A 22,139-nucleotide genomic window follows, 5' to 3' on the forward strand; every position below is an offset into this window, starting at 1 on the left:
AGAGGGTAAACAATCGGGGAATTGCCGCTGACGTACAGATGACGTGAAGATGGCGTTCCGTACCCGCCGTCGCGTTGTCGGCCGGGAGCCCGCCGGGCGGGACGCGGCGGAGGCGGGCGTCGCCGCGGGCAGACCGGGCGGGGATTGTTACGATCGGCCGGTGCCCGACCGGGGGAGGTGGAGGGTGGGCGAGCGCCCGTACGTGCTGCTGAGCTGCGCGATGTCCGTCGACGGATATATCGACGACAACACGCCGCACCGGCTCCTGCTCTCCAACGACGAGGACTTCGACCGGGTCGACGCGGTCCGCGCCACCTGTGACGCGATCCTGGTCGGGGCGGGCACCGTCCGCCGCGACGACCCCCGCCTCCTGGTCAGGTCACCGGAGCGCGGGCGGGAGCGGGCCGCGCGCGGCCTGCCGCCCTCCCCGGCGAAGGTGACGCTGACTTCCACCGGGGACCTCGACCCGGACGCCGCCTTCTTCACCGCCGGTGACGCGGAGAGGATCGTGTACGCCGCGCCGGGGGCCGTGGCGAAACTCGCCGCCCGTCTCGGCGGGGCCGCCGAGGTGGTCGCCGCGGGAGGCCCGGAAGGCCCGGGGGACGGTGGTGATGACGGCGGCGGAGTCGATCTCGGCCGCGTCCTCTCCGACCTGTACGGGCGGGGGGTGCGCCGCCTGATGGTCGAGGGCGGCACCTCCGTCCACACCCGCTTCCTGCGGGAGGACCTCGTGGACGAGCTCCATCTCGTCGTCGCCCCGTTCTTCGTCGGCGATCCTGCCGCGCCGCGTTTCGTCCTGGGTGGTGACTTCCCCCGCGACCGCCGTCGCAGGATGGAACTGGCGGAGGCCCGCATGATGGGCGACGTCACCCTCCTGCGCTACCTGCTGAGCTGAGGGGGACCGGATGAACGACCGCGACTGGCTGGAGCTGGCGTGCGACCTGGCGAGGTCGTGCCCGCCCTCGGAGACGGCCTTCTCGGTGGGCGCAGTGGTCGTCTCCGCCGACGGCGAGGAGATCTCCCGGGGATACTCGCGGGAGGGCGACCCGCACGTCCACGCGGAGGAGTCGGCGCTGGCCAAGATCTCCCCGGACGACCCCCGGCTGGCCGGTGCCACGGTCTACAGCAGCCTGGAGCCGTGCAGCGCGCGCAGGTCGCGTCCCAGGACCTGCACCCGCCTGATCCTGGACAGCGGCGTCCGGCGCGTGGTGATGGCGTGGCGCGAGCCGCTGCTCTTCGTCGACTGCCACGGGGCAGAGGAACTCGCGGCGGCCGGGGTGACCGTGCTGGAGATTCCCGAGCTGGCGGACCGGGCCCGCGAGCCCAACGCCCACCTCGTCCCCGGCTGACCGGCTCCCGGCGTATCTGGCGTACCCGGCGGGCCTCGCGTTCCCCGGCCCGATGTGGATCCCGCGTTCCCCGGTCCCAGTGCGGACACCGCGTACCCCGGTCCCGCGCGGACCCCTGAGCGGTCGCGCTGTCCGGTCACCGGGGGGCGGCCTGCCCGGTTCGGGGCGCTGAGCCCCGCGTGGGGGACGAGCCGCCGCGGTGATCCGCCTTGTTACCCGGCGCGGGAGCCAGGTAACCCTGTGAGCGATTACTTATAGCGATAAGAACAATCGCATAACCCTCTCAACTGCGCTTATATACGATTTTTCGGTTTGTGTGGCCGCTCCTCTCGGTAGTCATTAGATATCGAACGAGAGGCCGAGCACCATGAGATTTCTCGGGAAAAACGCGATATTTCATGATCTGTCGGCTGTCCCCGAGGCCGGCGGGGAGATCATCACCACCATGGCACGGCCCGGGGGGCGGTGGTGACCGGCACCGTTCTCGTCGCCCGCGTGGACAACGCGGGCGACGTCCTCCTGGCGGGTCCGGCGGTCCGCGCGGTGGCCGCGAGCGCGCGGGAGGTCGTGCTGCTGACCGGGCCCTACGGCCGGGCCGCCGCCGAGTTGCTGCCCGGGGTGTCGCGGGTGGTGGAGTGGCGCACGCCGTGGATCGACCCCGCCGCCCCGCCCATGACCGGCCCGCACGTCCTGAGGCTGCTGCGGATCGTCCGGGACGTGGCCCCCGAGCAGGCGCTGATCCTCACCTCGCTCCACCAGTCGCCGCTGCCGCTGGCCCTGCTGTTCAGGCTCGCGGGTGCGTTGAGGATCGCCGCGATCTCCGCCGACCACCCCGGCTCGCTGCTCGACGTGTGGCACGTCGTCGACGAGGACGTGGACGTGCCGGAGGCCGAGCGGATGCTCGGGCTGGCCGGCGCCGCGGGATTCGAACTCCCCAGGGGGGATCCGGGCGGCCTCGCCGTACGACGCCCGCTGCCCGACGTCGGCCACCTCACCGGGCCGCCGGGCTACGTGGTCCTGCATCCCGGGGTGTCGGCCCCGGCCAGGGCGTGGCCGGAGGAGCACTGGGCACGCGCGGTCCACGACCTGGTCCGCTCGGGCCGCAGGGTCGTCGTGACCGGTGGCCAGGACGAGCGGGGACTCACCGCGCGGATCGCCTCCGGCGTCGGGCAGCACGGCCTGTCGCCCGGCCCCCTCTTCGCGGGTGGCTGGATGGGCGGCGGCCCCGTCCGCCTGCGCGGCTGGGAGGAGGCGGAGGAGCCCACCTTCACCGAGGGCTGGGTCGACGGGCGGTCCGTCGCGACGGGAGGCCGGGGTCCGGACGGCCCCTCGGCCCCGCGCGGCGAGCGGCCGGTCGGGCACCCGGCGAGGTCCGTCGTCGACCTGGGCGGCAGGACGACCTTTCCCGAGCTCGCCGCGGTGCTCGAAGGAGCGTGCGCGGTGGTCGTCGCCGACGCCGGTCCCGCCCACCTCGCGGCCGCGGTCGGCACGCCGGTCGTCAGCCTGTTCGCCCCCGTGGCCCCCGCCGGGCGCTGGGCGCCGTACGGGGTGCCGACCGTGATCCTCGGCGACCAGCAGGCCCCCTGCAGGGCGACGCGGGCCGGCGCCTGCCCGGTCGCCGGTCACCCGTGCCTGTCGTCGGTGCCGAGCACGCGGGTCGTCGAGGCGGTCGACCGCCTGACGTTCGTGAAAGAGGCCGCCACATGAGGCGTGAGAGAGGCCGTCACATGAGGATCGCCACGACGTCCGCGAAAGAGGCAGTCACATGAGAGTCCCCCTGGTACCGGGACACGCGAGCCCCCTGGAGACCGTCGGCGACACCGACACCGACACCGACACCGCCCCCGGAGGGCGGGGCGTCGATGTCGCGGGACCCGCGGACGATCGGCCGCTCATGGTGGTGCTGCGCGGGCTGGGGCTGGGGGACCTGCTCACCGCGGTCCCGGCGCTGCGCGCCCTGCGGCGCTCCCACCCCGGCCACCGGATCGTGCTGGCCGCGCCCTCCGCGCTGGCGCCCCTGGTGCCGCTGATCGGCGGGGTGGACGAGGTGTGCGACGTGTCGGGCCCCGGCCACGTACCGCCGCTGGGCTGCCGCGTCGACGTCGCCGTCAACCTGCACGGGGGCGGCCCGCACAGCATCGCCGCGCTCCACCGCACCGGCCCGGCGCGGCTGCTGACCCACGCGCACCCCGCCTTCCCCGACGCGTACGGACCGGACTGGCCGGACGGCGTGCACGAGGTGCGGCGCTGGTGCGACCTGCTCGGCTGGTACGGCATCGAGGCCGACCCCGCAGATCTGGAACTGGAACGCCCCCGGCTCGGCGACGAGGGGTCACGGCCGGTCGTCGTCCACCCGGGAGCCGCGTACCCGGCCAGGCGCTGGCCGCCGGAGCGGTTCGCGCTCGTCGCCGCGGAGCTGCGGGACAACGGCCACGAGGTCGTGGTCACCGGGAGCGAGAAGGAACGGGACCTCGCCGAGCGGGTGGCGCTGCTCGCCGGGCTGCCGTCCGCGTCCGTGCTCGCCGGGCGCACCGGGCCGCTCGAACTGGCCGAGCTGGTGGCGAGGGCCAGGCTGCTGATCTGCGGTGACACCGGGGTGGCCCATCTGGCGGCGGCCTTCGTCACCCCCTCCGTGGTGTTGTTCGGCCCTGTCTCACCCGCCCGGTGGGGGCCTCCCGGGACGGGGCCGCACACCGTCCTGTGGGCCGGGGGTCTCGGGGACCCCTACGGCTACGAGCCCGATCCGGGGCTGCTGGAGATCGGTGTCTGGGATGTCCTGGATGCTGTGGCGCGGTTGACGGAGGTGGGTGTGCGGTGAACGGGCGGCGGGTGGTGGTGACCGGTGGGGCCGGGTTCGTGGGGTCGCATCTGTGCGAGCGTCTGGTGGCCGAGGGGGCGGAGGTGGTCTGCCTGGACAACTTCCTGACCGGTTCGCCGCGCAACGTCCGGCACCTGGTGGGGTTGCCGGTCTTCCGGCTGGTGGAGTGTGACGTGACCGGGTTCGTGCACGTGCCGGGGGCGGTGGACCTGGTGTTGCACCTCGCCTCGGCGGCCTCTCCGGCGGACTACCTGCGTCATCCGATCGCGACGCTGAAGGCGGGCAGCCTGGGCACGCTGCACGCCCTGGGACTGGCCAGGGAGAAGGAGGCCCGGCTGGTGCTGGCCTCCACGAGCGAGGTCTACGGGGATCCGCTGGAGCACCCGCAGCGCGAGAGCTACTGGGGCAACGTCAACCCGGTCGGGCCGCGCAGCGTCTACGACGAGGCCAAGCGGTTCGCCGAGGCCCTCACCACCGCGTATCGCACCTCCCACGGCACCGACACCGCGATCGTGCGGATCTTCAACACCTACGGGCCCAGGATGCGGCCCTATGACGGCCGGGCCATTCCCACCTTCGTACGCCAGGCGCTGCGCGGTGAGCCGATCACGGTGGCCGGCGACGGCGGGCAGACCAGGTCGGTGTGCTACGTCGACGACACCGTGGAGGGGATCGTCGCCCTCGCCCGCGGTGGGCTCACCGGCCCGGTCAACATCGGCAACCCCACCGAGCTGACCATGCTGGCCCTCGCCGAGACGGTCCGCCACCTCACCGGCTCGGAATCGCCGATCCGCTTCGTCGGCCGCCCCGACGACGACCCCGAGATCCGCCGCCCCGACATCTCCCTGGCGGCCTCCGCGCTGGGCTGGCGGCCGAAGATCGACGTCATCGAGGGGTTGCGCCGCACCATCGCCTGGTTCACGCGGGAGCTCAGCGAGTCACAGGAACTGGTCCCCGGCTGAGAGTTCCCTCGCCGCCCGTGCGGAACGTCCCCGCGTGCGCGATTTCCCGCCGTACGCGCGGTGGCGGTCAAGCGTGGCCGTGGTTGTGGCTGTGACCGGGGGCGTCGGCGCGGACGAGGCGCAGGAAGGCCTTGAGCCCGGTGATGACCTCGTGGTTGTCGGTGAGACCGTCCACCGTGTCCTCGAAGCGCCGGGCGAGACCGGTGATCCGGCGCTCCAGGGCCTCGTCGCCGTTCCGCAGGTCGGCGCCGAGCGTCTCGGTGACGTCCAGGAGCCGCTCGGCCGACCTGGTCAGCGCGGTCACCTCGGCGGCCAGACCGTCCACCCTGGCGACAAGGGAGACGATGTCCTCGCGAGGGTGGCGGGCCTCGCTCATCAGCGTGGTGACCCGCTCGCGAAGGTGGGACAGGTAGGCGCCCGCCGGGCGGAAACAGGTGCTCAGCAGGTAGAAACCGGCGAAGTAGTAGCCCACCGAGGCGCCGGAGAAGTAGGTGATGACCGCGAGGAGCGCCGCCGAGACGATGTGGCCGCCGATGGCGAACCCGCGCATCCGCCGGGCGATCTCCAGCGCCTCGGCCTCGTGCCCCTCGGGCACCTCGATGCCGCGCTCCCTGGACACGTGGATCTCGTGGACCACCTGGCGCGCCCCGAAGTAGAGGTTCCACGGCAGGGTGAGGAGCACGACCAGCCAGATGAGGCTGATCGCGCCGAGCCCGAGCGACAGGAGCGTGGAGAGCGGGACGTGGGCGTAGACGAGCAGCCACGCCGCGACCACCGTGGTGACGAGCCCGACCAGGAAAATCCACCATTTCATGATCTGAGCATTTCGAAGATCGCAAAACGCGGGGAGGGCGCGCGCACTCAGTCCCCCTGAGCATTCCTACTCAGATGCGTCCCGGTTCGGCGGTCCCGCGATTACGCGGATCCCCCCGGATTGCCCGTCCCACGGTCCAACGGGGTCCACGGGGTTAACGGTCAGTGCGGTTCACGGTTCATGGGGTCCACGGTCCGTGCGATCCACGGCGTCCACGGGTCCATGGTCCATGCGGTCCCCGGGGCACACGGTCCATGCCGTTCACGGTCCACGGTTCATGCGATCCACGATCCGTCGTCGGCGGCCGGTCCCGGACCTGGCCGGATCTCCAGACGACCTCGCCGTCCACCCTGCCGTCGGTCGGTGTCAGGCCCGCGCGGCGGGCCACCGCCGACGAGGCGGTGTGGTCGGGGTGGATGGTGGCGACGATGGTGGTCGTGCCCCGCTCCCTGAGCCAGGCGACGAGCGCGACCGCCGCCTCCCCGGCGATGCCACGGCCCTGCCAGGGGGTCCCCACGACCCAGGCCACGGTCGCGCGGTCACCGGCGACGGTCGCCTGGACGTAGCCGACCAGCCGGTCCGAGCCGCCGGCCCGTGGATCCGAGCCGCTGTCCGAGCCGCCCTTTGAGCCGCTGCCCGGGTCGTCGTCCAGCCGGTCCGAGCCGATGTCCGGGGCGTGGAGGCGGATCACCCAGTTGAGCCACGACTCTCCCCGGTCGGGGGGCGGAGGGGCGGCCAGGCGGGCGTAGCGGTCGCGGAGCCGCTCGGGGGTCTCGGGCGAACCGCCGATGAAGGTGTGCAGGGCCGGATCGCCGAGCACCTCGGCCATCTCGGTCGCGTGGTGCACCGCCAGCGGCTCCAATGTGAGCCGGGCGGTCCTCACGGGTTCGGCGTTCATGGTCGAACGAGTGTCCCACGAGCGCCGTTCGCCCGCCGTCGCTCACCGGCGCGGTCGAAGGGCGGGGGCGAGCGAGGACCGGTCGGACGAGTGGGGACGGGCCCGGACCGGCCGGACGGCAGGGGCGGACGAAAACCGGTCGGACGACGACGGGGAATCAGACGCCGAGGGAAGGGAGAACGGCCAGGCGGTGAGGACGGGCAGGAGCCGGTCAGACGGTGGGGACGGACACGGACCTGTCGACGCTGCCGGGGGCGAGCACGTGCTCGATGACCATGACGGCGGCGCCGATCACGCCCGCGCGGTCGCCCAGCTCGCTGGCGGTGATCGTCAGGTGCTGGGTGGCGAGGGGGAGCGACCGGCTGTAGATGACCTCGCGGAGACCGGCGAGCACCTGCTCCCCGGCCTCGGAGATGTCGCCGCCGACCACTATCACCGAGGGGTTGAAGAAGTTGACGATCGAGGCGAGCACGTCGCCGACCTCGCGGCCCGCCTGCCGGATGAGCTGGACGGCGTGGGTGTTGCCACCGCGTACGAGGCGGACCACGTCGCGGCTGTCCTCGGCCTCGACCCCGTCCGCGGACAGCCTGGCGGCCATCGCGGCGCCACTGGCGACGGCCTCCAGGCAGCCGATGTTGCCGCAGCGGCAGACGGTGTCCAGGGCCGAGGCCACCCGGATGTGCCCGATGTCGCCGGCCGCGCCCTGCGCGCCCCGGTGCAGGCGGCGGTCGCTGATGATGCCGCAGCCGATGCCGGTGCCGATCTTGACGAAGATGAGGTGGTCGGCCTCGGGGCGGGCGGCCCAGTGCTCGCCCAGCGCCATGATGTTCACGTCGTTGTCGACGAGCACGGGGGCGCCGAGGCGCGAGCCGAGCCACTCGGGGACGGGGAAGCCGTCCCAGCCGGGCATTATCGGCGGATTGACCGGCCGTCCCGTGCTGTGCTCGACCGGGCCCGGCAGGCCGACGCCGATGCCGCAGATCTCGTCCGGGCGGTGACCGGTCTCGGCGAGCATCTCCTCGAAGGTGCGCTGGAGCCAGCCGAGCGTCTCCTCGGGACCGCGGTCTATCGAGACCTCGGCCGCGCGCTCGGCGAGGACCGTGGTGCCGAGGTCGGTGACCGCCACCCGGGCGTGGGTGGCGCCGAGGTCGGCGGAGAGGACGACGCGGGCGGTGCGGTTGAACGTGAAGGCGATGGCCGGACGGCCCCCCGACGAGATGGCCTCCTCCGTCGGGATGATCCACTGCTGGCTCAGCAGCGCGTCGAGACGCTGGGCCAGGGTGGATCTGGCCAGCCCGGTGAGCTGGACCAACTCGGCCCTCGTCCTGGCCTGACCGTCGCGCAGGATGTTCAGAAGCGCCCCCGCGCCGGCGATCGAACCGTTCGCTTCGCTAAGCATGCGCACAGTCAACACTCCTTGTTTCCACCACGTCAAAGCAACTTAGGTCCTCCACCTACTCCATTATGCCAAATGGTGACGCGCTTTTGCTTGACCATCGGCATAAGGGCGCTTTAGCATCCGGAAACATGGAGGAAATCGGGCGGTTATCGACGAATCAATTACCATCCGGCGTCGTCGGAACCGGCTTTTCGGACGTGTTTGCCCTATCCCTGACATCCCTGACGAATTTTCCCGACACCGGGTCTCACGCCGGGGCGGTTACCCCATGATCCTGAGGATGCGCGGCATCGCCAAGAGCTTTCTCGGAGTTCGCGTGCTGAGCGGGGTCGATCTGGACGTCGCCGCCGGAGAGGTGCACGCGGTCGTCGGGGAGAACGGCGCCGGAAAGTCCACGCTGATGAAGGTCCTCGCCGGGGTGCACGCCCCGGACGAGGGCACCGTCGAGATCGACGGAGCCCAGGTCTCCTTCGCCCACCCGGTCGAGGCCCAGCGCGCCGGGGTGGCGATCATCTACCAGGAGTTCAACCTGCTGCCCGAGCGCAGCGTCGCGGAGAACGTCTTCCTGGGCCGCGAGCCCGTCCGGCGGGGGCTGGTCGACCGGGAGGCGATGGAGACCGCGACCACCCGCCTGCTCCAGGAACTCGGCGAGACCTCCTTCTCCTCCCACGACCTGGTCCGCCACCTCTCCATCGCCCAGCAGCAGGTCGTGGAGATCGTCAAGGCGCTCTCCCAGGACGCCCGGATCATCGTGATGGACGAGCCCACCGCGGCGCTGGCCGAACACGAGGTGGAACTGCTCTACCGGCTGGTGGCCCGCCTGCGGGAGCGGAAGATCGCCGTCCTCTACATCTCCCACCGGCTGCGCGAGGTCTTCGACCTGGCCACCCGGGTGACGGTGCTGAAGGACGGCGCGCTGGTCAGGACCGCCGACACCGCGGGGATCACCTCCGACGAACTGGTCAGGCTGATGGTCGGCCGCGACCTCGGCACCTACTTCCCCGCCAGGAGCGCGGAGCCGGGCGAGGTACGGCTCAGCGTGCGCGGCGGCGGCAACGCCGTACTCGACGGGATCGACCTCGAACTGCGCGAGCGCGAGATCCTCGGCGTGGCCGGCCTGCAGGGGTCGGGCCGCACCGAGCTGGCCAAGGCCCTCTTCGGGGCCGAGCCGTTCACGCGCGGCACGATGAGCCCGCTGCGGCCGGTGTCGGTACGGCAGGCCGTGGCCGCCGGGATCGGCCTGGTGAACGAGGACCGCAAGGCCGAGGGGCTCGCGCTGCGCCAGTCCGTACGGGACAACGCCCTGCTGGTCTCCCGCTCGGTGCGCAGGATCGGCAACGGCGGCCGGATCGGCGGCACCGGCGGTACCGGCGTCCTCGAACTCCTGGAGGCGGTACGGCTCCACCCGCCCCGCCCCGACCAGGAGGTCCGCTACCTGTCGGGCGGCAACCAGCAGAAGGTCGTGCTGGCCAAGTGGATGAGCGTCGCGCCGAAGGTCCTGATCTTCGACGAGCCCACGCGCGGGGTCGACGTGGGGGCGAAGGCCGCCATCCACGACCTGATGCGCGGCCTGGCGGAGGACGGCATGGCGATCATGATGATCTCGTCCGAGCTTCCCGAGCTGATCGGCATGAGCGACCGCGTCGTGGTGATGCGCGACGGCCGCGTCGCCGGGGCGCTCCCGGCGGGCTCCTCCGAGGAGGCCGTCATGCGCCTGGCCGCCGGTGAGGTGACGGCATGACCGGCCGGGTCCGCCCCGCGGAGGCGACCGGCACCGCGGGTCCCGCGGCCCCCGTCCCCCCGCAAGGCGGCGGGCGGCGCGCCCTGGCGGGCCGCATCGGCTCGACCCAGGTCATCTACCTGGCCCTGGTCGGGGTGATGCTCGTCGGATGGGTGCTGGTGGCCTTCGACGGGGGGAACTTCCTCACGCTGGAGACCGTCGTCGGCATCCAGCAGCGCTCGGCCGCGCTGGGCATCGTCGCGGTGGGGCAGACGCTGGCGATCCTGGTCGGGTCGCTGGACCTGTCGGTCGCGTACCTGATCAGCCTCACCTCGCTCGTCGCGGCCGAGATCATGGCCGGGCAGGACGGCGGGGTCGTCCCCGGCGTCGCGGCGGTGCTCGCGGTGAGCGCGCTGATCGGCCTGGTCAACGGGCTGGTCATCACCCGGCTGCACGTCCACGCCTTCATCGCGACCCTCGGCACGGCGCTGATCGTCAAGGGGATCGTGGACCACCTCTACGACGGGCCCGCGGGCAGCGTGCCCGAGTCCTTCCAGCGGCTCGGCTACGACAGGATCGGGCCGGTCCCGGTCTCGGCGCTGCTGTGGGCCGCCGTCGCGGCCGCCGCCTGGTTCCTGCTGCGCCGCACGAGGCTCGGGTACCGGATCTACGCGGTCGGCGGCGACGAGGAGGTCGCCCGGCTGTCCGGCGTGCGGACCGGCAGGATCGTCGTCGCCGCGCACGTCCTGTGCTCGGTCTGCGCGGGCGTCGCCGGGCTGCTGCTGGCGAGCAGGCTCGGCGCGGGCGCGCCCACGGTCGGCACCGACGGCGGCTACGACCTGGAGTCGATCGCCGCGGTGGTCCTCGGCGGCACGGCCCTGGCCGGGGGCAGGGGCGGGGTCGCGGGGACGGTCGGCGGGGTGCTGCTGCTCGCCGTGCTCGACAGCGTCTTCAACCAGCTGGAGGTCAACGCGTTCTTCAAGGACGTGGTCCGCGGCGTGGTCATCGTCGCCGCCGTCGCCGTCTACGCCCGCCGCACCGCCCGGAGGCGATCCCGATGAGAGCCCCCAGGCCCGTCCACGCCCGTCGCGCCGCCCGGAGATCCCGATGAGAGCCCTCAGGTCCATGGGGCCGATCCTGGCCGTGCTCGCGGTGCTGCTGGTGCTGATCGCGCTGGCCAATCCGTTCTTCCTGGAGCCCGCCGGGTTCCTCGCCTTCATCAAGCGGGCCGCGCCGCTGGTCATCCTGGCGGCCGGGCAGTACTTCGTGATCGTCTCCGGGGAGTTCGACCTGTCGGTCGGGTCGCTGGTCACCGTGCAGGTCGTGGTGGCCGCCCGGCTGATCGACGGCCAGGAGCAGGCGACCTGGCCGGTGCTGGCCCTGCTGATCGTGATCGGGCTGCTGGTCGGGCTCGCCAACGGGGTCATCACCACCGGGCTGCGGGTGCCGTCGTTCATCACCACGCTCGGCATGATGCTCGTGCTGTCCGGCGCGGTGTTCCTGTGGACCGGCGGCGCCCCGCGCGGCGCGCTGTCGGAGACGTTCAGGATGTTCGGCCGCAAGGACCTCGGCCCGGTGCCCTGGTCGGTGCTCATCCTCCTCGCCGCGGGCGCCGCGGCGATCCTCCTCATGCGCTCCGACTTCGGCAAGCGGCTCATCGCCACCGGCGACAACGAGCGCGCCGCCGGACTGTCGGGGGTCCGGGTCGACCGGACCCGGATCGCCGCCTTCGTCCTCTCCGGCCTGGCCGCGGCCGTCGCGGGCATCCTGCTCGGCGGCTTCGCGGGGGTCTCGGCCCAGGTCGGGCAGGGCCTGGAGTTCCAGGCCATCACGGCCGTCGTCCTCGGCGGCGTGGCGCTCGGTGGCGGGCGCGGCTCCGTGGTCGCCGCGATGGCCGGCGCCTTCACCCTCGAAGCGCTGTTCACCCTGCTCAACCTGTACGGGATCTCGGGGGCCCTGGAGTTCGCGGTCCAGGGCGTGATCATCATCGCCGCGGTCGCGGCGAGCGCCGTACGGCTCCCGTTCAGGCGCGCGGCACGCGCCTGAACGTACCCCCAGAAAAAAGAAGGAGACCTTCATTGAACAGGCCGATAACGGTGCTCGTCGCGGGTGTCTCCGCGATGCTGCTCGCCGCGGGATGCGCCAGTGACAAGCCGGCGACCTCCGGTGCCGCTCCCGAGACGTCCGCAGCCGCCTCGTCCGCCGGCACGGCCGCCGCGTCCCCCAACACCGGCGAGCAGTCGAAGTTCTTCGTCCAGGCCGACTACGACGCCCAGCTGGCCATGCGGACCCAGAACGCGGTGGGGCCCGCGGACAAGCCGTGGGAGCAGGCCATCGCCCCGGAGATGGTCGACACGGCCAAGTACAAGAAGGACGGGCCCTACGACCTGTGCTTCTCCAACGCCGCGGTGAACAACCCGTGGCGGCAGGTGGGCTGGAAGACCATGCAGGCCGAGGTGGCGCTGCACAAGGAGATCAAGAAGTTCACCGCCCTCGACGCGGAGGGCAAGGACGACAAGCAGATCTCCGACATCGCCGAGCTGGTCGGCAAGGGCTGTGACGCGCTGATCGTCTCGCCCAACACCACCGCGACGCTCACCCCCGCGGTGACGGGCGCGTGCCCCGAGGTCCCGGTGATCGTCTTCGACCGCGGCGTGGAGACCGACTGCCCGGTGACGTTCATCAACCCCATCGGCGGCTACGCCTTCGGCGCCGACGGCGCCGAGTTCCTGGTGGAGAAGGTACCGGCCGGGGGCAAGGTCCTCGCGCTGCGGATCCTGCCGGGCGTCGACGTGCTGGAGACCCGCTGGTCGGCGGCGAAGGTCACCTTCGACAAGAGCCGGCTCGACGTGGTCGGGGTGGAGTTCACGGACGGCGACGCCGCCAAGACCAAGAGCATCGTGAGCGACTACATCCAGCGGCACGGCAAGATCGACGGGGTGTGGATGGACGCGGGCGCCACGGCCGTGGCGGCCGTCGAGGCGTTCGAGGACGCCGGGGTGCCGGTGCCGGCGATCGTCGGCGAGGACCAGCAGGACTTCCTGCAGAAGTGGAAGAGCGGCGGCCTCACGGCCATCGCGCCGACCTACCCCACCTACCAGTGGCGCACCCCGATCATCGCCGCCCTGAAGATCCTCAAGGGCGAGGAGGTGCCCAAGACCTGGAAGCTGCCCCAGCCCAAGATCACTTCCGAGAACCTGGACAGCTACCTGCAGCCCAACATGCCGCCGCTGCACTACGCGCTCTGCGGCTGCGAGAAGCTGCCGGACTTCCCCGCCAACTGGGGCGGCAAGTAAGACAGATCCGCCGGGCTCCGGGCACCGCCGCCAGGCGGTGCCCGGAGCCCCGGGGGGCTCGTCGCGAGCCCGCGGCGAACCGTTCGCGGGCTCGCGACGAGCCCGCGGCGAACTCAGGGAAGCTCAGGGAAGCTCAGGGAAGTTCAGGGAAGGGGTTGCCGATGTTCCCCATCGGGGTCAACACGTGGGTGTGGGTCTCGCCGCTGACGGACGAGGATCTCGGCCGGCTGGCGCCGAAGGTGGCCGCCTGGGGGTTCGACACGATCGAGCTGCCGGTGGAGCGGATCGGTGACTGGGACCCCGCGCAGGCGGCCGAACTGCTGGGGAACCTCGGGCTGAAGGCGTCGGTGGTCCTCGTCATGCCGCCGGGCAGGGAGCTGGTCGGCGCCGACGCGGGGACGGTCATCGCCACCCAGGACTACCTGCGCGGGTGCGTGGACGCCGCGGTGGCGGTGGGCAGCCCGGTGATCGGCGGGCCCGCCTACGCCTCGGTGGGGCGGACCTGGCGGATGTCGGACGAGGAGCGCAAGACCTGCTACGCCGAGCTGCGGGAGAACCTCGCCCCGGTCGGCGCGTACGCGGCCGAGCGCGGGGTGACGGTCGCCGTCGAACCGCTCAACCGCTACGAGACGAGCCTGATCAACACCGTCGAGCAGGCCGTCGAGGCGGTCGGCGGGATCCCGGGCGTCGGCCTCGCGCTGGACGTCTACCACATGAACATCGAGGAGCGGGACCCGGCGGCGGCCGTACGGCGGGCCGGGGACCTGGTCGCGCACGTGCAGGTCTGCGCCAACGACCGGGGCGCGCCCGGCGCCGACCACCTGGACTGGCCCGCCCTCGCCGACGCCCTGCGCGCCGTGGACTATCGGGGCCCGCTCTGCATCGAGTCGTTCACCGCGCACAACCGGACGATCGCCACGGCCGCCTCGATCTGGCGTCCCCTCGCCGACACCCAGGACGCCCTCGCCACCACGGGCCTGGCCTTCCTGCGCACCCTCTGACGAGTCCCGGCTCCACCTTCGCCGCCGGAGACCGGGGCGCGGGACGGCACCCGCCCGCGCGGCCGGAGGCCCGGCCGCGTCACACCTCCCGCACGCCCGCGCCCCGGTGCCCCCGGCCCTCGCCGGGGCGTTCTCCCCGCGCACCCTGTTCTTCGCGGTTCTTCACGGTTCTTCGCGGGGGCGTGAGGCGCTCCCGGCGTCCCCGCCCGCCGCGCCGGGGGCCCGCCGGGGGCGCCTGAAGAAGGCGGCCACCGCGTAGGGGTCGACCGGGTCGGCGAGCAGGGCGAGCATCTCCTCCCGCCGCTCCGGATCGACCTTGAACGGGTGGCCGAACACATGCGGCCCCGTCCCGTCACCCAGCACCCTGGTCAGCATCAGGTCCCCGGGCAGCGCCTGCCCGGAGAGCAGCTCGTCGGACAGCGTCACCCGCTCCCCGGCCCCGCCCCCCTCGACGGCGGCGGCCACGGTGATCTCGTTCCCGGACACGCCGAGGACCTCCCACAGACGCAGCGGCGTCCGCCTCCAGGACTCCAGCAGCTCCACCTCGTCGTCGCGCAGCCACTCGGCCCGCGCGTCCAGGAACTCGCCGACGACGTCGTTCTCGAACAGCGCCAGGTCCGCGAGGGCGGGCTCGGCCACCCGGACGCTCAGCGCGATCAGATCCTCGATCAGCCGGTGGCGGGCCGGGCGGTAGGCGTACGTGAGCAGCTGCCGGAACAGGTGCGCGGCCCGCTCGGGCAGCGGGGCGCCGGGGTCGGTGCGGCACGCGGCGTACTCGGCGGCGTCGCGCACGGCCGGTGCCATGCCGGGGGAGAGGGAGAGCACCTCGGAGATCAGCCCCGACGCCTCGAACGAGCGGCCCTCGCCCTCGGCCGACCTCGCGATCAGCAGCAGCGCGGCCGGTTCGGTGCGGGGCAGGGCCTCGACCAGCGCCGGGCCGAGCGGCTCGCGCTCCACCTCGTCGGCGATCCGCGCGAGCACCACCTCCGAGCGCGACAGGTAGGTGACGGCCTTGGAGAGGTCGGCGCCCTCGCCGTACGTCCGCAGCGCGCTGCGCACCAGGGCGAGCCTGATGATGTCCAGCGGGGCCAGGTCGGCGACCGACGCGGTGTCCCACGGCGCGCCCACGATGCCCACCCGGCCGTCGCGCAGCTCCAGCGAGGCGTTGCGCAGCAGCGGCGCCAGCGGCGGCAGCGGGTCGGCGAAGGTCTCGGGGGCCTTCATCAGCAGCTCCAGGACCACGACGTCGACCGGCACACCGGGACTGGGCTCCAGCCCCTCGGCGAAGGCGCGCAGCGCGTCGAGTGCCTGCTCCCCGAACTCCTGGACGACCCGCACCGCCCGCTCGGCGGGGACGTCGTCCAGCTCGGTGACCGACAGCTCCAGGGTGCCGCCGCGCAGGCGAAGCGCGACCACCTGCTCGGGCTCCACCCCGTCGAGCCAGCCGTCGGGCCCGGTCAGGACGGGCTCGCCGGTGTCGAGCGAGGTGCGTATCCGGCCGCCGCCCGCCAGCGGCACCCCCTCGCCGTCGGCCAGCCGGGCCCACAGCCGCAGGTCGTCGGAGGCGGGCAGCACCCCGCTCGCCAGCTCGGCCCGGGTGGCGAGATGCGTCAGCACCGCGCCCTCGCTCAGCGTCAGAAGGTCGCTCATCCCTCCATTCTTCTCGACGCCCGGGCATGGCGATGCCGCCCTCCTCCCACGAGGTCGCACAGGCTCGTGGGGGAGGACGGCGGGGGCGACCGGTCCGCGGGGGCGGCGGACCGGCCCGGTCTCGGGCGATCTTCCCGGGATCGCCCGGGGCTCGTACGTCCGGAGTGGCCTCGGTCCGTCCGGAGTGTCTCCGGTCCGTCCGGCGTCTCTCCGTCCGTCCGGCGTCTCCCCGGCCGGGCTCGGTCGAGTCCGGCAGGGGAGGGCGCCGCGGTCCGGCCGGGCCGAGGGGGGAGTCTTACGGCCTGGCCGGACCGAGGGAGAGCCTTACGGCCTGGTCAGGCCGAGGGTGTAGGAGCCGGAGCCGCTGTAGGCGTGTACCCGTACGCGGTAGGTGCCCGCGGTGCCGGTGTAGGTGAAGGCCTCGTCGGGGTTGGCGCTGGTCCCGCTGGCCACGGTCGTCCAGGTCGAGCCGCTCAGCTTCTGCAGGTAGGCGTCGTAGTCGGTGCCGTTGGGGCCGTCCAGGCAGACGCGGTGGACGCCCGCGGCGGCGCTGTAGCCGGAGGTGCCGGGCTGGTAGGCATTGGCGTTGGACGTCAGCGAGCCGGTGTAGGAGTTCTGGTAGCCGCTGCAGCCGGTGGGCGGCGGGGTCCCGTTGGTCACCAGGGTGAGCCCGTACACCGAGAGGATCTCGTTGATCGGCTGGTGGTAGGTCGTGCCGCCCGAGGTGCAGTTGCCCGAACCGCCGGAGGTGACGCCCTGGGCCTGGCTGCCGGAGATGTAGGAGCCGCCGGAGTCGCCGGGCTCGGCGCACACGGTGGTGCGGGTCAGACCGGTGATGGTGCCCTCGGGGTAGGTGACGCTCGTGTTGTGCTGGCTGATGGTGCCGCAGTGGTACTGGGTGGTGGAGCCGGAGCGGCAGATGGAGCTGCCCACGACCTGCTGGGTGGAGCCGGTCACCGGGAGGATGCCCGAGCTGTAGCCGTTCACCACGCCGGTCGGGGTCCAGTTGGCGTTGACCGCGACCCACGCGTAGTCGTTGCCGGGGAAGGACGAGCCCTGGAAGGTGCCCTGGGCGACCTGGTTGTATCCCTGGGTGGCGGTGCCGGGCGTGCCGCAGTGGCCGGCGGTGGCGAAGCCGCCCTGGCTGCCGCGGGTGACCGAGAAGCCGACCGAGCAGCGGCCGCCCATGTAGAACGCGTCGCCGCCGCGGACGTCGTAGAGGGGCCGGGGCTTCTCCTGTGAGGCCTCGACGCGGACCAGCGCCCTGTCCACGCCGCTGCCGTCCACGAACGCCTGCGCCTCGGCGACGTCACCGGCCAGCACGACGACGCTGTTGCTCGGCACGTCGACGTACCAGGACGGGATCGACTTCGGCGCGGTGGCCACGAGCTGGTCGAGCCGCTCCTTGGCCGTGTCGAGCGTGGCCAGGGAGTTCTTGACGAGCTTGACCTCCGCGCCCGACTTCGCGAGTGAGGCGACCTTGGTGGAGTCACTGGTGGCGATCACCAGGTTGGAGGTGGGACCGGTCACCCAGGATCCGGCGAAGGCGGCGCCGAGCTGCCCGCGAAGGGCGGGCTCGATCTTGGCGGCGGCGGCCTCGTTGATCAGCCGGGCCGTGGCCTGCTCGCTGGTACCGCCGAGGTCGCGCCGGATGGCGTCGACCAGGCCCGGTGACGGCTTGGCGGTGGCCTGCACCAGTGTCCGGGCCTCGGCGAGGGTGTACGGGGCGGCGGATTCGCCGGGTCCCTGGTGAGCGGCGGTGGCGGGGGTGGCCACCATCGCGACAGCGAGCACGAAGCCCGCTGTCACGGCACTTCTGCGGAGCATGGGTTCTCTCCTCATGTGGGGGGTGCCGTCAAAGTAACGGCGTGCACATGAGTCGCGCCTCTACCAGATGTCTCCTATCGTCACGTTATGGAGAGGTGCCCAGTCCGGGATTCTGGATGAGCCACCCGGCATACCGTCTGCTCCGCCCGATCGCGTCGGCATGCGCGGCCTTCGCGTGTTCGAGGATCGACGTCGCGACCGCGGCGCTGGACGCCTCCGGGTGCCAGCCGAGCAGCTGCCGCCAGCGCAGCGGGGCCCCCGCGAGCGGTACCAGCTTCAGCCCCTCGGCGGGCTGGAAGGTCGCCTGGCACAGCGCGGCGGCGCGGCCGACCTTGGCCAGGTGCATGCAGGTGGCCACGTCGGTCTCGTAGATGGTCTTGGGGGTGAATCCGGCGCGGGCGCAGGCCGTGGCGAAGCAGTCGCCGAAGCAGCTGTCGCCGGGGGTGACCGTCCACTGCTCGTCGGCCAGCTCCGCGAGCTCCACCTCCTCCCTGTCCACCAGTGGATGGTCCTCGTTGAGCAGCACGAAGACCGGGTCGGTCCCCACCGTCGACCACACCACCGGCCCCTCCACCGGAGGGGGGCTCTCCCCGCAGGCGCCGATGAACGCGAAGTCGATCCGGCCCAGCATCACCATGGCGGTGAGCTCCCTCGCGGACCAGGAGGTGTGGGTGCTCACCGGGGTGGACGGCCAGGCGGTGGCGAGGCGGTCCATCAGGCCGCCGAGGATCGGCCCGTTGGTGGCACCCAGCCGGTAGCTGGGGATGTCGGCGTTCGCGTTCGCGAATCGAAGGGCCTCCTCCTGGAGTTCGCGGGCCGCGGGCAGCAGCACCATCGCGCGTGACAGGACCAGCTGCCCCAGGGGCGTGGGCCTGGCACCGTTGTGGTCGCGTTCGAAAAGAGCTCCCCCGAGAACCCGCTCTATCCGTTTGAGCTGCGCCGTCAGCGCGGGTTGGGCCAATCCGAGGTGGGTGGCGGCCTTGGTGACGCTGCCGGCCTGTGCCACCGCGCGCACGATCTTGAGGTGTCGGAGCTCGAGATCCATACCGGGAACGTAAGGCCGGGACGTTATGCCCGCAATGCCAACATGTCATGAAAAATGACTCAATTTTGTCGAATCGTTCCAAAAAGAATTAAGGCTATTTAAATGCGATATTTATGGACACCCGTTAGCGCGTTTCCGTCCATCTCATCTAGAGGGCTTCCGTGCGACCTGGCCGTAGTCTGGCAGCGGTGTCCGATATTCGAGATTCCTGGGTTTCGGGCTTCGCCGATATTCCGGACACCGGCGGCCCCCGTGACACCGGCACCCGGCACCCGCGCTCCCCACGCGAGCGAGGGACGTCACCGCCCGGCCACCTGTCGGCGAGGGCCGGTCGTGTACCCCTCGCGCGGACGGGTGGCGTCGTGGTCATGTGTCGCGGTCATGTGCAGCGGGTCATGCCCCGAGACCGGCCGCACGCCTCTCGCGCGAATGAGAGACGCCTTTGCTTGGTTACATGCCGGTGGAGACCGGTCGCAGGCCTCTCGCATGGGCGAAGGACGCCGCCACCTGGCCATGGGCCGGCGGAGGCCGGCCGCGCGCTTCTCGTGCCGGTGAGGGACGCTGGCCGGGAGGCGGAACCGAGGTTATGATCCGCCGATGGACGTAGCGGCGCTCACTCCTGCGCAGGCCCGGGCCCACTTCAGGGAGGGGCTGCGGGCACCCACCGCGGGGTGGTGCCGGGGTTGGACCCAGGCCAACCTGCTCGTCGTGCCCCACGAACTCGCCTATGACCTGCTCCTGTTCGCCCAGCGCAACCCCGTCGCCTGTCCCGTCCTGGATGTCGGCGACCCCGGCGCGGTGAGCACCGGTTTGTTCGGCGGCGACCTCCGTACCGACCTGCCCGCCTACCGCGTCTACAAGGACGGCAGGGTCGTGGCCGACGTCGACGACGTTCGCGACGTCTGGCGGGACGACCTGGTCGCCTTCCTGCTGGGCTGCAGCTTCACCTTCGAGGACGCGCTGCTGAGGGCGGAGGTCCCGGTGCGGCACATCGAGACGGGGACGAACGTGCCCATGTATCTCACCTCGATCGCCTGCCGCTCCGCGGGATCGTTGAGCGGCCCGCTGGTCGTCTCGATGCGCCCGATCCCGGCCTCCCTGGTTCCGGCCGCCGTACGGGTGACCTCAAGGTATCCGGCCCTGCACGGGGCGCCGATCCACATCGGTGATCCCGGTGAGCTCGGGATCACCGACCTGGGCGTGCCCGACTTCGGCGACCCCGTCGAGGTGCGGGCGGGGGAGATCCCGGTCTTCTGGGCCTGCGGGGTGACGCCGCAGGCGGCCGTCATGGCGAGCGGGGTGTCCTTCGCCATCGGTCACCTCCCCGGCCACATGGCGATCACCGACGCGAGGGACGACCGCTTCCAGGTTCCGTGATCCCACTCCACGACACCTGTCTCCCACCGTTTCTCCCACCGTTTCTCCCACCGTTCTCCCGCCGTCGCGCGGCCACCCGTGACGCCGTCCATGGCCTCCGTGACGTCGTACGCGGTCACCCATGACGCCGTACGCGCGAGGAGAGGCCGCGGGACGGGCGCTTCGGCGGGCGCACCCCGTGTGGTGATCGGCCATGAGAGCGCGCGGGGGCCGGGCGGGTCGGCCGTGAGGTCGCGGAGACCGCGCGCGGGCGGGCGCGAAGTCCGGGAGCGAGCTCCGAAGTCCGGGAGCGAAGTCCGGGAGCGAAGTCCGGGGCGAGGGCTAGGCGCGGGCGGTGCCCCAGGAGGTGACGAGCCTTTCCAGCTGTGACGTGAGCGCCGGGGCGCCGGGACGGTTGTCGATCTCGTCGTGGGGCACGGCGGGCGGCTCGTCGACCTTGATGGCCCGCAGATAGTCCTCGAAGCGGTCGAGCTTGCCCGCGTCCCTGGCGAGCCCCCTGGCCTCCAGGCGGGCACGCAGCGTCGGACCGTCCGAGCGGATCCAGAGGAGACGGATGGGCGGCCCGCCCAGCCGTCCGGCCCAGCGTTCCCACGCCGCCGCGTCGTGCACCTGGGTGGTGAAGGGGCCTTCCAGCATCACCGGGCAGCCGTGCGAACGGATCTGCCGGGCGACCTCGGTCAGCCCCTCGTACTCGAAGCGCTTGACGTGCTCGTCGTACCAGGGGCCCTCGCGTTCCCCGTCGTCACGGCCGTGGGCGCGGAGGGTGGCCGCGACGAAGCCGCCGTAGACGGTGTCCTTGTCGAGCAGCGCGGGGACCGGGTCGAGCAGCGCCAGCAGGGCCGCCGCGACGGTCGACTTCCCCCCTCCCGGCGGCCCGCTCACCACCCACAGCGGCGCCGGCCCGCCCGCGCCCCCGCCGGAAACCTCGCGGACCCCGCCGTGGATCTCGCCGTGTGCCCCACCGAGGGCCCCGGTGCCGGTCACGTCGTGGTTCCCGGTCATGTCGTGCTTCCCGGTCTCACCGAGCCTCCCGGCCTCACCGTCGACCGCGCCGGGAACCCTGCCGGGGACCCGCCTTCCGCTCATGCGGTCTCAGTCCTTCCAGACCCTGGCCACGCTCTCCTCGACGGCGGGCGCCTGGGCGAGACCGGCCTGGAAGGCGGGGCGCCACAGGGCCGGGTCGAGGACGTTGGCGCCGAACACGGCGACCGACGCCTCGTCGGGGACGACGTGGGCGATCTCGGCGCCACCCAGTTCGGCGAGCTCGGCCTCGACTCGCGCCTTCGGCGAGGTGTGCGCGAGCGGTTCCAGGAGGACCACGGCCGAACTGCCCGCCGCCAGGTCGGCGTTCGTCGGGGAGCGGACCCCGCCGTCCATGTAGCGGCGCCCGTCGATCTCCACCGGCGGGAACACGCACGGGACCGCGCAGCTGGAGGCGACCGCCGACACCAGGGGCGCCCCCGAGTCGCGCTCCCAGACCACGAACTCGCCGGTCCTCGCGTCGACGGCGGTGATCAGCAGGCGGCGCTCCGGCCACTCCTTGACGGGCAGCCGGTCACCGATCGTCTCGATCCTGGCGCCGCTGTCCTTCACCGCCAGGGCCAGCTCGCCGACCCGGCGCCGGGCCTCCTCGGGGTCCAGGGACGGGTCGTAGAGGATGCTGAAGGCGGCCATGACCGCCTCCATGTCGACGGCGGAGACGGTCGCGACCTCCGTTTTCGCCTGGACGCCGACCGAGCTCTCCAGGTCGGCCTCGGTGGCGACGAGCGTCCCGACCACCGACCCGGCGGAGGTGCCGATGACCAGTTCCGCCTCTCCCAGGTCTATGCCCGCCCGGCGCAGACCGGTGATGATCCCCGCTTCCCAGGCGATGCCCGCCACGCCGCCGCCACCCAGTACCAATGCTCTCGTCATGCGCCATTCCTACCTGATCGGCCTTTCCCGCAGGAGAAGCGCCCCCGAGGTGCCTCCCCGAGAGGGGAA

General features: G+C 72.3%; 19 protein-coding genes. 11 read left to right on the forward strand and 8 right to left on the reverse strand.

The features are described from left to right. The first annotated feature begins 184 nt into the window (after positions 1 to 184). The 5 genes from ACFFRH_RS00705 (at position 185) to ACFFRH_RS00725 (ending at position 5,129) form a co-directional block, all read left to right on the forward strand. The gene (locus ACFFRH_RS00705; RefSeq protein WP_344749025.1) at positions 185 to 895 is read left to right on the forward strand and encodes a RibD family protein; all 711 of its coding nucleotides are present in this window, start codon (positions 185 to 187) and stop codon (positions 893 to 895) included. A 10-nt stretch (positions 896 to 905) separates the two neighbouring features. Beyond that, positions 906 to 1,349 (forward strand): cytidine/deoxycytidylate deaminase family protein, encoded by a 444-nt coding sequence (locus ACFFRH_RS00710; RefSeq protein ID WP_344749026.1) that lies wholly within the window; start codon positions 906 to 908, stop codon positions 1,347 to 1,349. Between the two features lie 468 nt (positions 1,350 to 1,817). Beyond that, positions 1,818 to 3,056, forward strand: coding sequence for a glycosyltransferase family 9 protein (locus ACFFRH_RS00715; protein ID WP_344749027.1), 1,239 nt, complete (start codon positions 1,818 to 1,820; stop codon positions 3,054 to 3,056). A 58-nt stretch (positions 3,057 to 3,114) separates the two neighbouring features. Then, a complete protein-coding gene (locus ACFFRH_RS00720; protein ID WP_344749028.1) occupies positions 3,115 to 4,167 on the forward strand; it encodes a glycosyltransferase family 9 protein in 1,053 nt (350 codons plus the stop codon). Continuing rightward, positions 4,164 to 5,129, forward strand: coding sequence for a UDP-glucuronic acid decarboxylase family protein (locus ACFFRH_RS00725; RefSeq protein ID WP_344749029.1), 966 nt, complete (start codon positions 4,164 to 4,166; stop codon positions 5,127 to 5,129). Before ACFFRH_RS00720 ends, ACFFRH_RS00725 begins: the two co-directional genes overlap by 4 nt. 67 nt (positions 5,130 to 5,196) lie before the next feature. Here the strand turns inward: ACFFRH_RS00725 and ACFFRH_RS00730 are convergent, their stop codons facing one another. From ACFFRH_RS00730 to ACFFRH_RS00740, 3 genes are all read right to left on the reverse strand, one after another. Next, the gene (locus ACFFRH_RS00730) at positions 5,197 to 5,943 is read right to left on the reverse strand and encodes a hypothetical protein (RefSeq protein WP_344749030.1); all 747 of its coding nucleotides are present in this window, start codon (positions 5,941 to 5,943) and stop codon (positions 5,197 to 5,199) included. A gap of 178 nt (positions 5,944 to 6,121) precedes the next feature. Next, complete coding sequence (locus ACFFRH_RS00735; RefSeq protein ID WP_344749031.1) at positions 6,122 to 6,841, reverse strand: GNAT family N-acetyltransferase; 720 nt, start codon at positions 6,839 to 6,841, stop codon at positions 6,122 to 6,124. 211 nt (positions 6,842 to 7,052) lie between these two features. Beyond that, positions 7,053 to 8,240 carry an ROK family protein gene (locus ACFFRH_RS00740; RefSeq protein ID WP_344749033.1) on the reverse strand — a complete coding sequence of 396 codons (1,188 nt, stop codon included), beginning with the start codon at positions 8,238 to 8,240 and terminating at the stop codon, positions 7,053 to 7,055. Positions 8,241 to 8,520: 280 nt separating this feature from the next. Between ACFFRH_RS00740 and ACFFRH_RS00745 the strand changes: the two genes are divergently transcribed. The 5 genes from ACFFRH_RS00745 to ACFFRH_RS00765 all read left to right on the forward strand — a co-directional run bounded on the left by ACFFRH_RS00745 (position 8,521) and on the right by ACFFRH_RS00765 (position 14,257). Further along, positions 8,521 to 9,981, forward strand: a complete 1,461-nt coding sequence (locus ACFFRH_RS00745) for a sugar ABC transporter ATP-binding protein (RefSeq protein WP_386153208.1) — start codon at positions 8,521 to 8,523, stop codon at positions 9,979 to 9,981. Continuing rightward, complete coding sequence (locus ACFFRH_RS00750; RefSeq protein ID WP_386153210.1) at positions 9,978 to 11,021, forward strand: ABC transporter permease; 1,044 nt, start codon at positions 9,978 to 9,980, stop codon at positions 11,019 to 11,021. The genes ACFFRH_RS00745 and ACFFRH_RS00750 overlap by 4 nt, the downstream gene beginning before the upstream one ends. 46 nt (positions 11,022 to 11,067) lie before the next feature. Further along, complete coding sequence (locus ACFFRH_RS00755) at positions 11,068 to 12,006, forward strand: ABC transporter permease (protein ID WP_344749036.1); 939 nt, start codon at positions 11,068 to 11,070, stop codon at positions 12,004 to 12,006. Between the two features lie 32 nt (positions 12,007 to 12,038). Next, entirely contained in the window at positions 12,039 to 13,256 is a 1,218-nt protein-coding gene (locus ACFFRH_RS00760) for a substrate-binding domain-containing protein (RefSeq protein ID WP_344749037.1), read from the forward strand. Between the two features lie 161 nt (positions 13,257 to 13,417). Next, complete coding sequence (locus tag ACFFRH_RS00765; protein ID WP_386153214.1) at positions 13,418 to 14,257, forward strand: sugar phosphate isomerase/epimerase family protein; 840 nt, start codon at positions 13,418 to 13,420, stop codon at positions 14,255 to 14,257. A gap of 162 nt (positions 14,258 to 14,419) precedes the next feature. On the opposite strand, the gene ACFFRH_RS00770 is transcribed toward ACFFRH_RS00765, so the two are convergent. The 3 genes from ACFFRH_RS00770 to ACFFRH_RS00780 all read right to left on the reverse strand — a co-directional run bounded on the left by ACFFRH_RS00770 (position 14,420) and on the right by ACFFRH_RS00780 (position 18,779). After that, positions 14,420 to 15,907 (reverse strand): hypothetical protein, encoded by a 1,488-nt coding sequence (locus tag ACFFRH_RS00770; protein WP_386153217.1) that lies wholly within the window; start codon positions 15,905 to 15,907, stop codon positions 14,420 to 14,422. Between the two features lie 324 nt (positions 15,908 to 16,231). Further along, positions 16,232 to 17,734 carry a S1 family peptidase gene (locus ACFFRH_RS00775; RefSeq protein WP_386153220.1) on the reverse strand — a complete coding sequence of 501 codons (1,503 nt, stop codon included), beginning with the start codon at positions 17,732 to 17,734 and terminating at the stop codon, positions 16,232 to 16,234. Between the two features lie 85 nt (positions 17,735 to 17,819). Next, entirely contained in the window at positions 17,820 to 18,779 is a 960-nt protein-coding gene (locus tag ACFFRH_RS00780) for a LysR family transcriptional regulator (RefSeq protein WP_386153223.1), read from the reverse strand. Positions 18,780 to 19,376: 597 nt separating this feature from the next. On the opposite strand from ACFFRH_RS00780, the gene ACFFRH_RS00785 reads away from it, so the two are divergent. Continuing rightward, on the forward strand, positions 19,377 to 20,156 hold the full coding sequence (locus ACFFRH_RS00785; RefSeq protein WP_386153225.1) for a putative hydro-lyase: 780 nt from the start codon (positions 19,377 to 19,379) through the stop codon (positions 20,154 to 20,156). A 321-nt stretch (positions 20,157 to 20,477) separates the two neighbouring features. Here ACFFRH_RS00785 and ACFFRH_RS00790 read toward each other — a convergent pair whose 3' ends face one another. Beyond that, a complete protein-coding gene (locus tag ACFFRH_RS00790; protein ID WP_386153228.1) occupies positions 20,478 to 21,242 on the reverse strand; it encodes a P-loop nucleotide/nucleoside kinase family protein in 765 nt (254 codons plus the stop codon). Positions 21,243 to 21,248: 6 nt separating this feature from the next. Then, a complete protein-coding gene (locus ACFFRH_RS00795; RefSeq protein WP_386153230.1) occupies positions 21,249 to 22,070 on the reverse strand; it encodes a patatin-like phospholipase family protein in 822 nt (273 codons plus the stop codon). Between the last annotated feature and the right edge of the window lie 69 nt (positions 22,071 to 22,139).

It is taken from the genome of Streptosporangium vulgare (assembly GCF_042428775.1).
In the GTDB taxonomy this organism is placed as follows: domain Bacteria; phylum Actinomycetota; class Actinomycetes; order Streptosporangiales; family Streptosporangiaceae; genus Streptosporangium; species Streptosporangium vulgare.

Excerpts from the sequence above, each read along its gene's own strand:
- ACFFRH_RS00710 (WP_344749026.1), top strand. The coding sequence starts at position 906 with ATGAACGACCGCGACTGGCTGGAGCTGGCGTGCGACCTGGCGAGGTCG.
- ACFFRH_RS00720 (WP_344749028.1), top strand. The coding sequence starts at position 3,115 with ATGAGAGTCCCCCTGGTACCGGGACACGCGAGCCCCCTGGAGACCGTC.
- ACFFRH_RS00730 (WP_344749030.1), bottom strand. The coding sequence starts at position 5,943 with ATGAAATGGTGGATTTTCCTGGTCGGGCTCGTCACCACGGTGGTCGCG.
- ACFFRH_RS00735 (WP_344749031.1), bottom strand. The coding sequence starts at position 6,841 with ATGAACGCCGAACCCGTGAGGACCGCCCGGCTCACATTGGAGCCGCTG.
- ACFFRH_RS00740 (WP_344749033.1), bottom strand. The coding sequence starts at position 8,240 with ATGCTTAGCGAAGCGAACGGTTCGATCGCCGGCGCGGGGGCGCTTCTG.
- ACFFRH_RS00745 (WP_386153208.1), top strand. The coding sequence starts at position 8,521 with ATGCGCGGCATCGCCAAGAGCTTTCTCGGAGTTCGCGTGCTGAGCGGG.
- ACFFRH_RS00750 (WP_386153210.1), top strand. The coding sequence starts at position 9,978 with ATGACCGGCCGGGTCCGCCCCGCGGAGGCGACCGGCACCGCGGGTCCC.
- ACFFRH_RS00755 (WP_344749036.1), top strand. The coding sequence starts at position 11,068 with ATGAGAGCCCTCAGGTCCATGGGGCCGATCCTGGCCGTGCTCGCGGTG.
- ACFFRH_RS00765 (WP_386153214.1), top strand. The coding sequence starts at position 13,418 with ATGTTCCCCATCGGGGTCAACACGTGGGTGTGGGTCTCGCCGCTGACG.
- ACFFRH_RS00770 (WP_386153217.1), bottom strand. The coding sequence starts at position 15,907 with ATGAGCGACCTTCTGACGCTGAGCGAGGGCGCGGTGCTGACGCATCTC.
- ACFFRH_RS00775 (WP_386153220.1), bottom strand. The coding sequence starts at position 17,734 with ATGCTCCGCAGAAGTGCCGTGACAGCGGGCTTCGTGCTCGCTGTCGCG.
- ACFFRH_RS00780 (WP_386153223.1), bottom strand. The coding sequence starts at position 18,779 with ATGGATCTCGAGCTCCGACACCTCAAGATCGTGCGCGCGGTGGCACAG.
- ACFFRH_RS00785 (WP_386153225.1), top strand. The coding sequence starts at position 19,377 with ATGGACGTAGCGGCGCTCACTCCTGCGCAGGCCCGGGCCCACTTCAGG.
- ACFFRH_RS00790 (WP_386153228.1), bottom strand. The coding sequence starts at position 21,242 with ATGAGCGGAAGGCGGGTCCCCGGCAGGGTTCCCGGCGCGGTCGACGGT.
- ACFFRH_RS00795 (WP_386153230.1), bottom strand. The coding sequence starts at position 22,070 with ATGACGAGAGCATTGGTACTGGGTGGCGGCGGCGTGGCGGGCATCGCC.